Source organism: Pleionea sp. CnH1-48, from assembly GCF_024124665.1.
Taxonomy (GTDB): domain Bacteria; phylum Pseudomonadota; class Gammaproteobacteria; order Enterobacterales; family Kangiellaceae; genus JAMXSB01.
The window spans coordinates 488,273-501,474 of the sequence record NZ_JAMXSB010000001.1 but is presented as its reverse complement, the minus strand read 5'-3'; the positions used below and the strand labels follow the sequence as shown (position 1 = coordinate 501,474).

13 protein-coding genes are annotated in these 13,202 nt (G+C 43.7%); 12 read left to right on the top strand and 1 reads right to left on the bottom strand.

Going from position 1 to position 13,202, the window contains the following annotated elements; translation table 11 throughout:
* Positions 1-61 precede the first annotated feature (61 nt).
* Positions 62-547 (top strand): YchJ family protein, encoded by a 486-nt coding sequence (locus NH399_RS02230; RefSeq protein WP_253036785.1) that lies wholly within the window; start codon positions 62-64, stop codon positions 545-547.
* A gap of 94 nt (positions 548-641) precedes the next feature.
* Here the strand turns inward: NH399_RS02230 and NH399_RS02225 are convergent, their stop codons facing one another.
* Positions 642-2,207 carry a SulP family inorganic anion transporter gene (locus NH399_RS02225; protein WP_253036784.1) on the bottom strand — a complete coding sequence of 522 codons (1,566 nt, stop codon included), beginning with the start codon at positions 2,205-2,207 and terminating at the stop codon, positions 642-644.
* A 215-nt stretch (positions 2,208-2,422) separates the two neighbouring features.
* Between NH399_RS02225 and NH399_RS02220 the strand changes: the two genes are divergently transcribed.
* From NH399_RS02220 to NH399_RS02170, 11 genes are all read left to right on the top strand, one after another.
* Complete coding sequence (locus NH399_RS02220; RefSeq protein ID WP_253036783.1) at positions 2,423-3,226, top strand: crotonase/enoyl-CoA hydratase family protein; 804 nt, start codon at positions 2,423-2,425, stop codon at positions 3,224-3,226.
* A gap of 324 nt (positions 3,227-3,550) precedes the next feature.
* On the top strand, positions 3,551-3,943 hold the full coding sequence (locus NH399_RS02215; protein WP_253036782.1) for a hypothetical protein: 393 nt from the start codon (positions 3,551-3,553) through the stop codon (positions 3,941-3,943).
* A gap of 282 nt (positions 3,944-4,225) precedes the next feature.
* The gene (locus tag NH399_RS02210) at positions 4,226-4,618 is read left to right on the top strand and encodes a hypothetical protein (protein ID WP_253036781.1); all 393 of its coding nucleotides are present in this window, start codon (positions 4,226-4,228) and stop codon (positions 4,616-4,618) included.
* Between the two features lie 430 nt (positions 4,619-5,048).
* Positions 5,049-6,080 (top strand): 3-deoxy-7-phosphoheptulonate synthase, encoded by a 1,032-nt coding sequence (aroF, locus tag NH399_RS02205; RefSeq protein WP_253036780.1) that lies wholly within the window; start codon positions 5,049-5,051, stop codon positions 6,078-6,080.
* Positions 6,080-7,660, top strand: coding sequence for an anthranilate synthase component 1 (locus NH399_RS02200; RefSeq protein WP_253036779.1), 1,581 nt, complete (start codon positions 6,080-6,082; stop codon positions 7,658-7,660). The genes aroF and NH399_RS02200 overlap by 1 nt, the downstream gene beginning before the upstream one ends.
* Positions 7,660-8,250 (top strand): aminodeoxychorismate/anthranilate synthase component II, encoded by a 591-nt coding sequence (locus tag NH399_RS02195; protein WP_253036778.1) that lies wholly within the window; start codon positions 7,660-7,662, stop codon positions 8,248-8,250. Before NH399_RS02200 ends, NH399_RS02195 begins: the two co-directional genes overlap by 1 nt.
* Positions 8,247-9,257, top strand: a complete 1,011-nt coding sequence (trpD, locus tag NH399_RS02190) for an anthranilate phosphoribosyltransferase (protein ID WP_253036777.1) — start codon at positions 8,247-8,249, stop codon at positions 9,255-9,257. Before NH399_RS02195 ends, trpD begins: the two co-directional genes overlap by 4 nt.
* On the top strand, positions 9,247-10,692 hold the full coding sequence (trpCF, locus tag NH399_RS02185) for a bifunctional indole-3-glycerol-phosphate synthase TrpC/phosphoribosylanthranilate isomerase TrpF (protein ID WP_253036776.1): 1,446 nt from the start codon (positions 9,247-9,249) through the stop codon (positions 10,690-10,692). Before trpD ends, trpCF begins: the two co-directional genes overlap by 11 nt.
* 3 nt (positions 10,693-10,695) lie before the next feature.
* Positions 10,696-11,916, top strand: coding sequence for a tryptophan synthase subunit beta (gene trpB / locus NH399_RS02180; protein WP_253036775.1), 1,221 nt, complete (start codon positions 10,696-10,698; stop codon positions 11,914-11,916).
* Positions 11,917-12,717 (top strand): tryptophan synthase subunit alpha, encoded by an 801-nt coding sequence (trpA, locus tag NH399_RS02175; protein WP_253036774.1) that lies wholly within the window; start codon positions 11,917-11,919, stop codon positions 12,715-12,717. It begins immediately after the preceding gene.
* Between the two features lie 98 nt (positions 12,718-12,815).
* Positions 12,816-13,061, top strand: coding sequence for a hypothetical protein (locus tag NH399_RS02170; protein ID WP_253036773.1), 246 nt, complete (start codon positions 12,816-12,818; stop codon positions 13,059-13,061).
* Positions 13,062-13,202: the final 141 nt, after the last annotated feature.

Genomic DNA, 13,202 nt, shown 5'->3' with positions numbered 1-13,202 from the left:
AACAAAAAACTCCTCACCGAATTGAATCCGTTGAGGAGTTTTTTTATGTGTGGATTTTGTTATGAATACTCTATGCCCATGTGGTTCAGAAGCGCAATTTAAAGATTGTTGTGAACCTTTTATTTTAAAGACTGCGATACCCCAAACTACTGAACAGTTGATGCGTTCTCGTTATAGCGCTTTTGTTACTGTAGAGCCTGAATATTTGTTAGAGACTCATCATCCAGAACATCACAACGGTCTTACGGTTCAATCTCTTGAAGAGAGTGCTCGAAATACTCAGTGGATAAAATTAAAAGTTGTAGACAGTGAAGGCGGGGAACAAGAGCAACAAGGTTATGTTGAATTTAAGGCCTGGTTACTGGAAGCGGGTAAAAAGTTTGTTCATCATGAGAAATCTTATTTTGAAAAAATAGATGGTCGTTGGCATTACACTCGAGGCGACTTTTTGGGTGGTTCGACGAACAGTGCGATAAAAGTGAAAGCTGGACGCAATGATCCCTGCCCCTGTGGCAGCGGTAAGAAATACAAAAAATGTTGTGGCTAGGTGTCGAGTGAATTTGGTTATAAAATACTTAGCGCATATAAAAAAGCCGTTCTTATTAGAACGGCTTTTTTGTTAGTGAGTATCTAAGTTCTCACTAGGCTGATTCGTTTAAGAACAGCAGACTGCGTGGGTTCTTAAGTACATTAACATTGATTTGATCACCAGCCTGGTTTATGAGTGCCTGGCAATCCTGACTTAAGTTTTGCAGGTGTAATGTTTTGCCTGCTTTTTCATAACGCTCTGTAAGTGATTCAATCACGCGTAGTCCAGAATGGTCACATACCCGAGACTGCGCAAAATCTATAAAGACTTCTTCAGCATCTTCTTTCGGTGTAAAAGCTTGTTCAAACTCAGTGGTTGAACTAAAGAAAATCGGACCATTGACCAGATAGTGCGTTTCGCCAACGATGGTGTCATTACGCTGTATTTTAACTGTCTTAGCGTGTTTCCAGGCAAACACCAGTGCTGAGACGATAACACCAACCGTTACAGCAAAGGCCAGATCCGTGAAGACCGTGACACTGGATACAAGGACCAGAACAAAAGCATCACTGGCTGGGATCTTACGAATAATACGGAAGCTACTCCATTCGAAGGTGCCCAACACGACAATAAACATAACACCGACAAGCGCTGCCAGAGGAATTTGCTCAATAAGAGAAGAGGCAAACAAGATAAACATTAATAGACAAAGTGCAGCTGTGATACCTGATAAGCGACCACGTCCACCAGAGTTTACGTTAATCATGCTTTGTCCAATCATGGCACAGCCACCCATACCACCAAAGAAACCTGTTACTGTGTTGGCCAGACCCTGAGCAAAGTTTTCGCGATTGCCGCGGCCCAGAGTTTCTGTCACCTCGTCCACCAGACGCAATGTCAGCATGGACTCAATCAAACCGATAGCGGCCAATACAACAGAGTAAGGCAGAATGATCATGAAGGTTTCCCAGGTGAAAGGCACCGAAGGGATATGGAAAGAAGGCAATCCACCCGAAATAGAAGCAACATCACCCACCACTCGAGTATCAATTTCAAACCCAATCACCAGCAACGACACTATAATGATGGCTGCCAGTGAAGAGGGGATGGCAGTGGTAAAGCGAGGCAGAAAGTGAATGATGACCATTGTCAAAGCCACCAGCCCTAACATAATGTACAAGGCTTCGCCTTGCATCCAGGCTACATCAATGACGCTACCTTCGAAAGAAGTTCCCGACAGCCAGCCTGGTTGACCTGAAATGCCGAACTGACTGAGCTGAGCAAGAAAGATAACGATAGCCAGACCATTAACGAACCCAAGCATAACGGGCCGTGGCACCATTCGAATAAACTTACCCAGACCGAGCAGTCCAGCGCAAATTTGTATCAAACCCATTAAGACGACGGCGGCAAATAAGTACTCTACACCATGTTGAGCGACCAGGGTGACCATTACGACGGCCAGTGCACCTGTCGCACCTGAGATCATGCCAGGGCGTCCGCCAAAGACTGCGGTAATTAAACCCACCATAAAGGCGGCGTAAAGACCCACCAGTGGCTCCACACCGGCAACAAAAGCAAAGGCAACCGCTTCTGGAACCAAAGCCAGAGCAACGGTTAATCCTGACAGCAGGTCATTTTTGACACTGGCTACTTTGGTGATACGAAATTCAAACATTTAGGTTCTCGATGATGTCGCTATTTTAGACAATAGATGCGTTCCCAAGAGAGCTGGGCGCATAAGGGGCGCGAATTCTAACCAAATTGAGATTTAAACTCAATGAGATTCCCCGTTTTCGTGCTTTTCTGCACGTTAGGTATCGTTTTGCGCTGGATTTTTATAAGTTTAGTCAATAAGGTAGCTGCTTGAATTGAATTTGGAAAGAAATGGCTATGTCAGAATCACGAGTCTCAATAACAATAAACAATGGATTCGCCGAAGTTCAGTTAAATCGTCCTGATAAGCGCAATGCGCTGGATATGGCGATGTTCTATGACCTCGACAAGGTCATTCGCAAAATCAGCAAAGACAAAAGCATTCGCGCTGTTATTGTGTCGGGAGCGGGCGACGACTTTTGCTCTGGCCTCGATATTAAGTCTGTGATGACCAAGCCTGTTAACGGTATCAAGCTTTTATGGAAGTGGTTGCCTGGTAATGCCAATTTAGCTCAGCGCGTGGTTGTTGGATGGCGTCGTTTACCAGTGCCTGTCATTATGGCGATCCATGGACGCTGTTGGGGCGGCGGGACGCAGATTGCGTTAGGGGGTGACTTTCGCATTGCGTCGCCTGAAGCGAACCTATCCATAATGGAAGGCCGTTGGGGACTGATTCCCGATATGGGCGGCACACTCACCCTGAAAGAAATTTTGTCAGTCGATCAAGCGATGGAGTGGGCAATGTCGGCCGAAGAAATTTCTGCTGAATCGGCCCTTGAACATGGCTTACTTAACCAGGTGGCTGATGACCCTCTTGCTGCAGCAAGAGCTTTGGCCGAAAAACTAACCATAGGATCACCGGATGCCGTCGCGGGTGTTAAAAAGCTTTATCATCGAGCCTGGCATCGAGATCAGCGCGCTGTTCTAGCTCGAGAAACTTTCTATCAATGGCGAATACTGCTTGGTAAAAATCGCTCTATTGCCGTAAAAAAGCAGTTGTCGGATCCCACTATTTCTTTTGCTAAACGGAAATCCTGGTAAACATCTGCTGTTCTTGCTGTGACTTTATAGGATACAAAAGCTCTAAAAAACTCGATTTTTAGAACCTTTCTGTATCCTTATGCCTCTTTATGTCATTAGGCTATGTCTTATGACTTTTTATTTTGTCGTCATCTAAAATTTCAAATTCAAGTAAACCCCCACTCAATTAATTGATTTATAACATTAAAAAAAAGAAGGATACTTTTAACCAAAAAAGTGTGAAATTTCACACACACAGAAGTGTGAAGTATCTCTCATTATGATAATGAAATGCACTATGGCTGGACTAAACTTATATCGAAGTCTCGATATTTTGGAGTTATTGTGAAGTCGAAGTCAGTAAAAATTACGCATTTATATCCACACCAATATCTGCCCGGCAATGGCAACCAAACCGATTCTGATGTCTCCTGGTCGGTCGCGTTAAATCTTGCCGTGTGGTTAAAAGTTAAAGTAAAGCAACCAACCGAAGTGACTCTTTCGTTGAGCTATCGGGATGTGCGAGGCAAGCAAGCTATCCCGATCGATCATATTGAAGTAGAGGTTGAGCAAGAACTTTTATTTTCAAATCTGGTGAAAATTCCGGTCAAAGGACCCTTAGAGAATATGGATATATTGTTAGCGGGAGTAGGTTTGACTGACGCGGAATTACAAGAACTTTTTGTCAAAGTGGTCGAGATTCCCGATAGCAGCAAGAGATTATCTGGCATGGCTTAAGTGACAGCCTATAAAAAAGTGAAAAAATATCTTGATCTCAGATTCAGATTGAATGATTATTAACCACCTTTTTTGTACATGAATTAAATTTGTTGTTTAAAAAAAGATAATGGTTTGTCCATTTTCTTAGCAATATTCGAGTGATACCTCTTTGTCCTGTATCAGTATTTTGAAGTGTGGGGCTGTCTAACCCCAGGATGACATTTCAGACGTTCATACTGAATGAATAGCTAATTGGCAAGTCATTAAAAATAGAAACTGACTAACCTGATAATAACGATTATGAAACCTAATTATATTTACCTTGAAGCGGAACATTATCTGCCTAAAGCAGGTAATGCGACTAAAAATGATCTGAGCTGGTCGATTGCACTTAATATTTTGCTCGACATCCAATTTAACCAAAAACAGAATGGCAAGCTGGCGCTGTTTCTTGAATATCAAGATACCCGAGGGACCCATAAAGTCGCTGTGGATTATGCTGATGCTGAAGATAGCGACTCTATTATTTTATCCAACCTGATCGAATTACCTGTTCGTGGGATGATAAGTGATGTGCGTTTGGTGTTGTCGGGGTGTTCTGATGACAGCGGCATAGAAATGAAGCATTGCTGGGTAAAAGTTGAAGAAAGTCGGTGCTTTCTTGGTAACCGACCCATGCAAATGGTCAGTTAATAGCAAATTAGTATAATTTTTTTATTGACACCTTGGGCTTATATTAGTTAAGTTGTCTCCAACGAACGAATTTACGGCAGTTAAGCAAATGCAAACAACAATTTTAACAAACACTTTAAAAGCAAACTGGTGGTGGCATTCATCCTAGTGGGCTTCATTGCGTTTGGTTACCGTAATAGAAAATTAATAGCCCGCTTCAAATAAAGCGGGCTTTTTTTTGCCTGATAGAAATAAGACAAACAAAGCATTAAGAGACAACTGAGAGAAGAATGATGAACAACAGACACATTAGCGCAAACATCTGGTGGTGGCACACGTTGAAAAGGTTCAGCGGGTGAGCCTGTGTCTGTCGATTTCAAAAACCCGCCATTGGCGGGTTTTTTTTTGCAAAATTTTTAACAAATACTTTTTAACTTTGAGGATGAAGATCATGATTATTGTATTACGCTCAGAAGCGACCAAGAACGATGCCGACGAAATTTTAAGTCAGATTGAAAGTGCAGGACTTAAACCACTCTACATGCCAGGGGTAGAAAGAATTGTTCTTGGAGCCCTGGGTGATGAACGTGTTTTGCAAGGGCTTAATATTGCGGCTCACCCAATGGTTGACGATGTAAAACCAATTCTTTCTAGCTATAAGTTAGTGAGTCGAGAGCTCAACCCAGCCGATTCTGTGGTGTCAATTGGAGATGCTGCATTTGGTGGAGAGCATTTTTCTGTGATTGCTGGGCCATGTGCTGTAGAGAGTTATGAGTCTTTTGAAAAAACAGCAAAGTTAGTTAAGGAAGCGGGAGCCGTTGCTTTGCGTGGTGGTGCTTTTAAACCCAGAACCAGTCCTTATAGTTTCCAGGGGGGCGGAGCGGAAGCGCTAAAAACCATGCAGACAGTCAGTAACAACATTCAATTACCTGCGGTAACAGAAGTGATGGATTCGTCTGACGTAGAACTGATTTGTGAGCATGTTGACGCGTTACAAATTGGCGCTCGTAACATGCAAAACTTTCATCTTTTAAAAGCAGTCGGCAAAGCCAATAAGCCTGTCATTCTTAAGCGCGGTATTGCTGCAACTATAGAGGAGATGTTACTGGCTGCTGAGTACATCGTTGATGCTGGTAATCCCAACGTTATTTTATGTGAAAGAGGGATTCGTACTTTTGAAACCGCAACTCGAAATACATTAGATTTGAATGCCGTGGCTTATATTAAACAGAAGTCTCATTTGCCCGTCATTGTTGATCCTTCACATGGAACCGGTGTTCGAGAGTTGGTTGGACCATTAGCGAAAGCCGCTGTTGCAGTAGGTGCCGATGGTGTCATCATTGAGGTTCATCATGAACCCAAGCAAGCCCTTTCTGATGGTAAACAATCTTTGTATCCAGAGCAGTTCGCTCAATTAATGAAAGAACTGGATGCCTTTATTCAGGCCGCTGGTCGTCAACCTGCGAAACGGAAAGTGGCCTAATGTCTAACAGCAATAAAGTACAAACGCTTTCGCGTCGAGTCTCAATGCCCTTCGAGGTATCGCGGGCATTTGAGACCTTAACGAAAGAGCAAGACACTCCTTGCGCTCTTTTAGAGACGGCTAGTATCAGTACTAAAGAGCACACCAAGAGTGTGATGATGCTATCTGCTGCACTTCAGGTTCGTTGCACTTTCGAGCAGGTATTAGTAACCGCTCTTAATGCAAATGGTGAGCAGTTACTTGGTAATTTACAGAGTCTCTTTGATGAAAGTGAGTTGAGTCAGCATCAGTTACACATCCGAATCTCACATCAGTCTCTACATCAGGAAGTGGATGAGTTTAAAAAGTTGCACTCTGCCAGTGTTTTTGATGTGCTTCGAAACATCATGAGTTTGGTACAAAGCCAGTCTATTGATGATTACAGTACTTTATTGATAGGCACTTTCAGTTTTGACTGTTATGAACTTTTTGAGTCACTTCCTTCTTTACCTGCCGATTCTAACGACTTTCCTCATTATGATTTTTTCTTAGCCGACCAGCTCTTGATGGTTGATCATAGAAACCATAATAACCGATTAGTAAGCAAAGTGTTTTCTGGTGCTAGTCAACTGGCGGTACTAAATGATTACCAGCAGAAAATTGCTCATCATGCGACTCTTTTAGAATCGATGGAAGCTTTGCCTTCAACGATGAAAAAGAATGCTTCTTTGCCGACTCCTGAGCAACCGAAACTTAGCCTCGATGATGCAAGTTATTGCGAGCTGGTAAAAAAGGTTAAGCAGCATGTTTATCAGGGAGATGTTTTTCAGACGGTCGTTGCTCGAGATTTTAAGTTACCTTGTTCCAAACCTTATAACGCCTATCAAGAACTCAAACAAAGCAATCCTAGCCCTTATATGTTTTATGTGCAAACACCTGATTATGTTCTCTTTGGTGCATCTCCCGAAAGTGCGGTAAAAGTTGATGCGGATACCTCCACACTCAGTATTTATCCTATTGCCGGAACTCGTAGACGAGGACAAAAGGATAACGGTGAGATCGATGCAGATCTTGATGCCCGTATTGAGTTGGAACTGAAAAGTGACGAAAAAGAAAAAGCTGAACATTCTATGCTAGTGGATCTCGCTCGTAACGATGTCGCACGAGTTTGTGTGCCAGGCTCTCGAAAACTGGATCGCTTGATGGAAGTGGATCGTTATTCTCATGTTATGCATCTGGTCTCTAAAGTGAGTGGACAACTTGATAAGCAATACGATGCTTTGTCTGCTTATCAGGCTTGTATGAACATGGGAACGTTAACGGGTGCACCCAAAGTGAAAGCATCTCAATTACTACGACAGTACGAAGGAAAGCGTCGGGGTGTTTATGGAGGTGCTATGGGGTATCTGAATGCGGCTGGTGATATGGATACCGCCATCGTGATTAGAAGTGCATTAGTGCAAAACCAACAGGCAACTGTATCAGCTGGCGCAGGCATTGTTTTCGACTCTGATCCCATGGCTGAGGCACAAGAAACATCGAGCAAAGCCGCTGCTGTGATAGCCGCCATTCAATCGGCTGCCGTTAAGGAGGCAAGCTAATGGCTAAGGTTTTATTTATCGATAACTTTGATTCGTTTACCTACAACCTGGTGGACGAGTTTCGTTGCATGGGACATGAAGTCTCCGTAATCAGAAATAACATTCCATTGAAGCAAGCTGTAGAAATGGCATTGAACCATGATTTGGTGGTGCTTTCTCCTGGTCCTGGCAAGCCTGCTGATGCAGGTATTTGCGGGGAGTTATTATTGCAACTTAAGGGAAAACTTCCATTCTTGGGGATCTGCTTAGGACATCAACTTATGGTAGAGCAGCTTGGCGGTGTTGTGGTTCAGGCTGAGTTACCGGTGCATGGTAAAACCTCTGCTCTCGTTCACACTAAGCGTTTTTGTTTCGAAAACTTTGCTAGTCCCTTACCTGTGGGACGTTATCACTCATTAGTAGCTTCACAGGTACCTGAGGGCTTCGAAGTGATTGCTCAGGCAGATGATTTAATTATGAGTATTTATCATTCTCAACTTAATTTATTGGGCTTTCAGTTTCATCCTGAATCCATACTAACAACTCAAGGTTCGGCTTTGCTAAAAGCTGCGGTGAACCAATTACTTTTTCAACAAGAGGCATCATCATGAATTCAGTTATGGAAAAACTTTATCAGGGTGAGAGCCTTGACCAAGATCTAGCTCAAACAACCATCGAGCGAATTGTTCGAGGAGAGTTGTCGGAGATAGAGATTTCGGCACTCCTTGTTGCTTTAAAGATAAAAGGTGAGCAGCCTGAGGAAATTGCTGGCGCTGCATCGGCGCTAAGAGCTTCAGCGACACCTTTTAATCGACCACAAGGTATGGTCGTTGATACTTGTGGTACGGGTGGAGATGGCTTGGGCACTATAAACATTTCTACAATGGTCGCTTTAGTGGCCGCTGAGTGTGGTGTAAAAGTCGCAAAACATGGTAACCGTTCGGTATCATCAAAAAGCGGGTCTTCGGATCTATTAGCAAGCTTTGGCGTAAAGTTGGATACCACGCCGGAAGTCGCAGCGAGATGTTTGGAAGAGCTAAATTTCTGTTTTCTTTTTGCTCCTATGTATCACCCCGGTGTGAAACATGTCATGCCTGTTCGACAAACGTTAAAGACTCGAACTTTATTCAATCTGATTGGGCCATTAGCCAATCCTGCTCAACCCGATGTTCAACTGATGGGGGTCTACGATCCTCGGCTCTTAAAACCTATGGCGGAAGCTTTACATAACTTAGGCTGCAAGAAGGCGCTGATTGTTAATGGTGGAGGGCTGGATGAAATTGCTTTACATACTACAACACAAGCAGCTCACCTAAACGATGGAGCAATCGAAATGATTGAGATTACTCCTGAGCAAGCGGGTATTCCTCGTGCCGACTTATCCACGCTGCAACTCAGTGATCCTGTTGATATCTCTGCTGCATTGCTGTGTGTATTAAAAGGGTGTGGAAAGCGAGAGCATCGTGATGCCATCGCCCTTAACACTGCTGCTATCTTATATTTAGCTGGTGTTGCCGATGATCTAAAGTCAGGAGCTGAACTGGCTATTGATGCGCTGGATTCTGGTCGAGTCGCACAGCGTCTGGAAAAAATAGCGGAGCTTACTCATGGCCAGTAAGCCGAGCAGAAATGTATTGCAGGAGATTGTTGAGCATAAAAGAAATGAAATCGCTCAACGCAAAGCTCAAAATCCAGTTGAACACTTGAATAAAGATTTAACTGCATCAGATCGTTCTCTACATGAGGCACTAGCACGTCCTGGTAGCCGCTTTATTATGGAGTATAAAAAAGCGTCGCCTTCTCGTGGACTGATTCGACCTGACCTGTCCGTTGATGAACTTGTCGAGGCTTATAAGCCCTGCGCTGATGCAATATCGGTTTTAACGGATACAAAATACTTTTCTGGAGTACATGAAGATCTTCGTCTTGTTCGAGAGAAAGTCTCTCAGCCTGTTTTGTGTAAAGACTTCTTTATTGATGACTACCAAATTTTTGAGGCGCGCTATTACGGTGCCGACGCTATTTTGTTAATGCTTTCGGTGTTAACAGATGAGGAATATAAGAATCTCAGTGAAGTCGCCAAAAGTTTGAAGTTAGATGTTTTAACAGAAGTTCATACCGAGCAAGAGTGCAAAAGAGCCGTTGAGCTAGGTGCAGAAATAATCGGCGTTAATAACAGAGATTTAAGAAGTTTAACGACTGACTTAAACGTCACAGAAGCTTTAGCTTCATTGATTCCTGATGACCGTTTGCTGGTGTCTGAGTCCGGAATATCTAACCGACAAGATATCGCTCGCCTGGCTCCTTATGCGGATGCTTTTTTAGTCGGCTCTTCGCTAATGAGTGCGGATGATATCGGGCAAGCTGCCAAAGCATTGACGTATGGGAAAGTAAAGTTATGTGGTGTGGCTAATGTGGACGAAGCGAAAGCAGCCTTCTCTAATGGTGCCTCTATGGTTGGATTTATGTTTTATACAAAGTCGGCTCGAGTGATTGATGTTACTAGAGCTGCTGATATTGTAAAGCAGCAGCCAGGGAAATATGTTGGTGTTTTTGTTGATGAAACCGAAGAGAAAATTGTGGAAACGACTCATCGCTGTCAGTTAGCGAGTGTTCAGCTTCACGGTAATGAGCCTGTCGAGTTTTGCCAAACATTAAGACATTCGTTGCCAGAAAATGTAGAGCTAATTAAAGCCGTTAGAGTGAAAGATGAAGCTTCGGTTAGAGATGCCGCTGCTTATATTGAAGTGTGTGATAAATTGTTATTTGACTATAAACATCCTACAGAACTCGGTGGTAGTGGTGATGCGTTTGACTGGGATTTAGTTGATAACATAAGGACGCTCATCAGTGATGACAGAAAAATAATGATTGCTGGTGGAATTAATCAAAACAATGTTCATCAGTTATTCAAGTTTAGTGATATTACCTTAGATCTAAGTAGTGGTGTTGAGCGTCAAAAAGGGCGTAAAGATATCCACATGATTAAAGAATTTTTTGAGTCGTTAAGAATGATTGGACGGCTTGAAACGAAAGTACTCTGTGAGGTTTAAAGCATGACACAAGAATTTAGTTCTTCATTGACCGATGCCTATTTCGGTGAGTATGGCGGCATGTTTGTTCCGGAAATTTTGGTGCCTGCTTTAGAACAACTAGAAACCGCGTTTATTGAAGCTATTGAAGACCCTGACTTTATTGAGGAGCTTAACGATCTTCTAAATAACTACGCTGGTCGTCCAACACCACTTTATGAGTGTCGTAATTTGACCACTTCTGAGCAGGGGCGGATCTTCTTAAAACGTGAAGACTTGTTACACGGTGGCGCTCATAAAACCAACCAAGTGTTAGGTCAGGTATTGTTAGCAAAGCGAATGGGAAAAAAACGCATTATTGCCGAAACCGGTGCCGGACAGCATGGTGTTGCAACGGCTCTGGCCTGTGCTTTGGTTGATCTTCCTTGCGTGGTTTATATGGGAGCCAAAGATTGCCAACGACAACAGCCCAATGTGTATCGAATGGAGTTGATGGGTGCCAAAGTTATTCCTGTTGATAATGGCAGCGGTACTTTAAAAGATGCTATTAATGAAGCGCTCCGTGATTGGGCGGCAACGTATGAAGATACCCATTACTTACTGGGGACTGCCGCAGGTCCGCATCCTTTTCCTACCATTGTTAGAGAGTTTCAACGAGTGATTGGTCAAGAAGCTCGACAGCAAATGCTGGAACAAACCGGAAAGCTACCTGACTATGCCATTGCCTGTGTGGGTGGCGGCTCCAATGCGATTGGATTATTTACAGACTTTTTGAATGACCAAGAAGTTCGACTCATTGGTGTTGAGCCTGCTGGAAAAGGATTGGATACCGACCAGCACGGAGCTACCTTGAATCGTGGTAAGTTAGGTATTATTCATGGCTCCCACACAAAAATTATGCAAGATGATGATGGTCAGATCGAAGAGTCTTACTCCGTCTCTGCGGGACTAGATTATCCTGCGATTGGTCCACAACATGTACACTTGCAACAAATAGGACGGGCCGAATATGAAACAGCGACGGATAAAGAAGCGCTTGCAGCATTTCAAAGTTTATCGCGTAATGAAGGCATTATTCCTGCTTTGGAATCTTCACATGCTTTAGCCTATGCGTTAAAGCTTGCAAAAAACAACGGGCCAGAAACTCATATTTTAGTGAACCTTTCTGGAAGAGGTGATAAAGATCTCGAATATGTACGCCAACTTGATGCTTCTACTGACAGCTCAGACAAAGGAGAAAATTAGATGAGTCGTTATCAATCTATGTTTGAGCGATGTGAGCAACAACAACGCATTGCATTTATTCCATTTGTCATGATTGGTGATCCCGATCTGGAGGCATCATTTCGGATTATCAGTGCTTTGATTGATGCGGGAGCTGATGCACTTGAGTTAGGTATTCCATTCTCTGATCCCGTCGCAGATGGTCCGGTGATACAGAATTCAGCGATTCGAGCGCTGGAATCAGGGACAACACCAACAAGAGCCATGGCGCTATTAGAAAAAGTTCGTGCAGCCTATCCAGACGTGGCGATTGGATTATTACTGTATGCCAATCTGGTGTATGTCAAAGGCCTCGATAGTTTTTATCAACAATGTCAAAGTATTGGTATTGATTCAGTATTGATTGCTGATGTGCCACTGAGAGAAACGACTCGGTTTGACCAAGCGGCAGCGAAACATCAAGTAGAAAGCGTGCATATATTGCCTCCTCACGCGTCGGAAGATACTTTGATGAAGGTTGCCAAGCAAAGTAAAGGCTACACCTATGTTCTGGGCAGAGCCGGGGTAACTGGAACTGATAAAGCCGCTCAGATGCCACCGAAAGAAGTCATTGAGCAGTTGCACAGCTATCAGGCCGCTCCTCCGGTTTTAGGTTTTGGCGTTTCACGTCCAGAGCATGTTGCTGCGGCAAAAGAAGTTGGTTTTAGAGGGGCGATCAGCGGTTCTGCGACAGTCGCTGTGATAGAGAGTAATTTGCAAGACACCGCAAAAATGCTGGATGAGCTAGGAGATTTTGTCGCCGCGATGAAACAGGCTACTTAAAAGCTCTCATTCCTGAATATAGGCTGTGCAAGTTGGTTAGATTGCTTTATCATGGCGACCCTAACCGATTGTCCAGTTTAATCTTCAGGTGAATAGTAATGAGCAACTTTTGGCTGGCAGCAGAAAAAATGCTGCGCGAAATGGAAGCAGACGAGGAGTATGATCTGTTTGCAATAGGGTATGTTATCCCTCAAGTGGCCCTGGCTGAAGGTTCTTATGACGAAAGCTGTTCACCTTTTGAACACGTGACTGCCTATATTCAGCAGTCCATGGTTAACGATCAGGTGTCTGATGCGGATCAGCTGCTGATCAAAGAAGTCATGGATACCATCGCCGAGTGCTAGGCCCATTTATACCCGTCGCTTTTCAAGAAGCAGCGGTGTTGGCTGTGTGCGCACTCACCCCAATCACTTAGTAAAGCTAAGCTCAGGGGTGCTGGCCGCCTAGCTGCACCTCGAAATGCTTTGAGGATATATTCGTAGCAT

Bases quoted from the DNA above. Each gene is read 5' to 3' on its own strand.
- NH399_RS02220 (WP_253036783.1), top strand. From the start codon at position 2,423: ATGTCAGAATCACGAGTCTCAATAACAATAAACAATGGATTCGCCGAA.
- aroF (WP_253036780.1), top strand. From the start codon at position 5,049: ATGATTATTGTATTACGCTCAGAAGCGACCAAGAACGATGCCGACGAA.
- NH399_RS02195 (WP_253036778.1), top strand. From the start codon at position 7,660: ATGGCTAAGGTTTTATTTATCGATAACTTTGATTCGTTTACCTACAAC.
- trpD (WP_253036777.1), top strand. From the start codon at position 8,247: ATGAATTCAGTTATGGAAAAACTTTATCAGGGTGAGAGCCTTGACCAA.
- NH399_RS02230 (WP_253036785.1), top strand. From the start codon at position 62: ATGAATACTCTATGCCCATGTGGTTCAGAAGCGCAATTTAAAGATTGT.
- NH399_RS02225 (WP_253036784.1), bottom strand. From the start codon at position 2,207: ATGTTTGAATTTCGTATCACCAAAGTAGCCAGTGTCAAAAATGACCTG.
- NH399_RS02200 (WP_253036779.1), top strand. From the start codon at position 6,080: ATGTCTAACAGCAATAAAGTACAAACGCTTTCGCGTCGAGTCTCAATG.
- trpA (WP_253036774.1), top strand. From the start codon at position 11,917: ATGAGTCGTTATCAATCTATGTTTGAGCGATGTGAGCAACAACAACGC.
- NH399_RS02210 (WP_253036781.1), top strand. From the start codon at position 4,226: ATGAAACCTAATTATATTTACCTTGAAGCGGAACATTATCTGCCTAAA.
- NH399_RS02170 (WP_253036773.1), top strand. From the start codon at position 12,816: ATGAGCAACTTTTGGCTGGCAGCAGAAAAAATGCTGCGCGAAATGGAA.
- trpB (WP_253036775.1), top strand. From the start codon at position 10,696: ATGACACAAGAATTTAGTTCTTCATTGACCGATGCCTATTTCGGTGAG.
- trpCF (WP_253036776.1), top strand. From the start codon at position 9,247: ATGGCCAGTAAGCCGAGCAGAAATGTATTGCAGGAGATTGTTGAGCAT.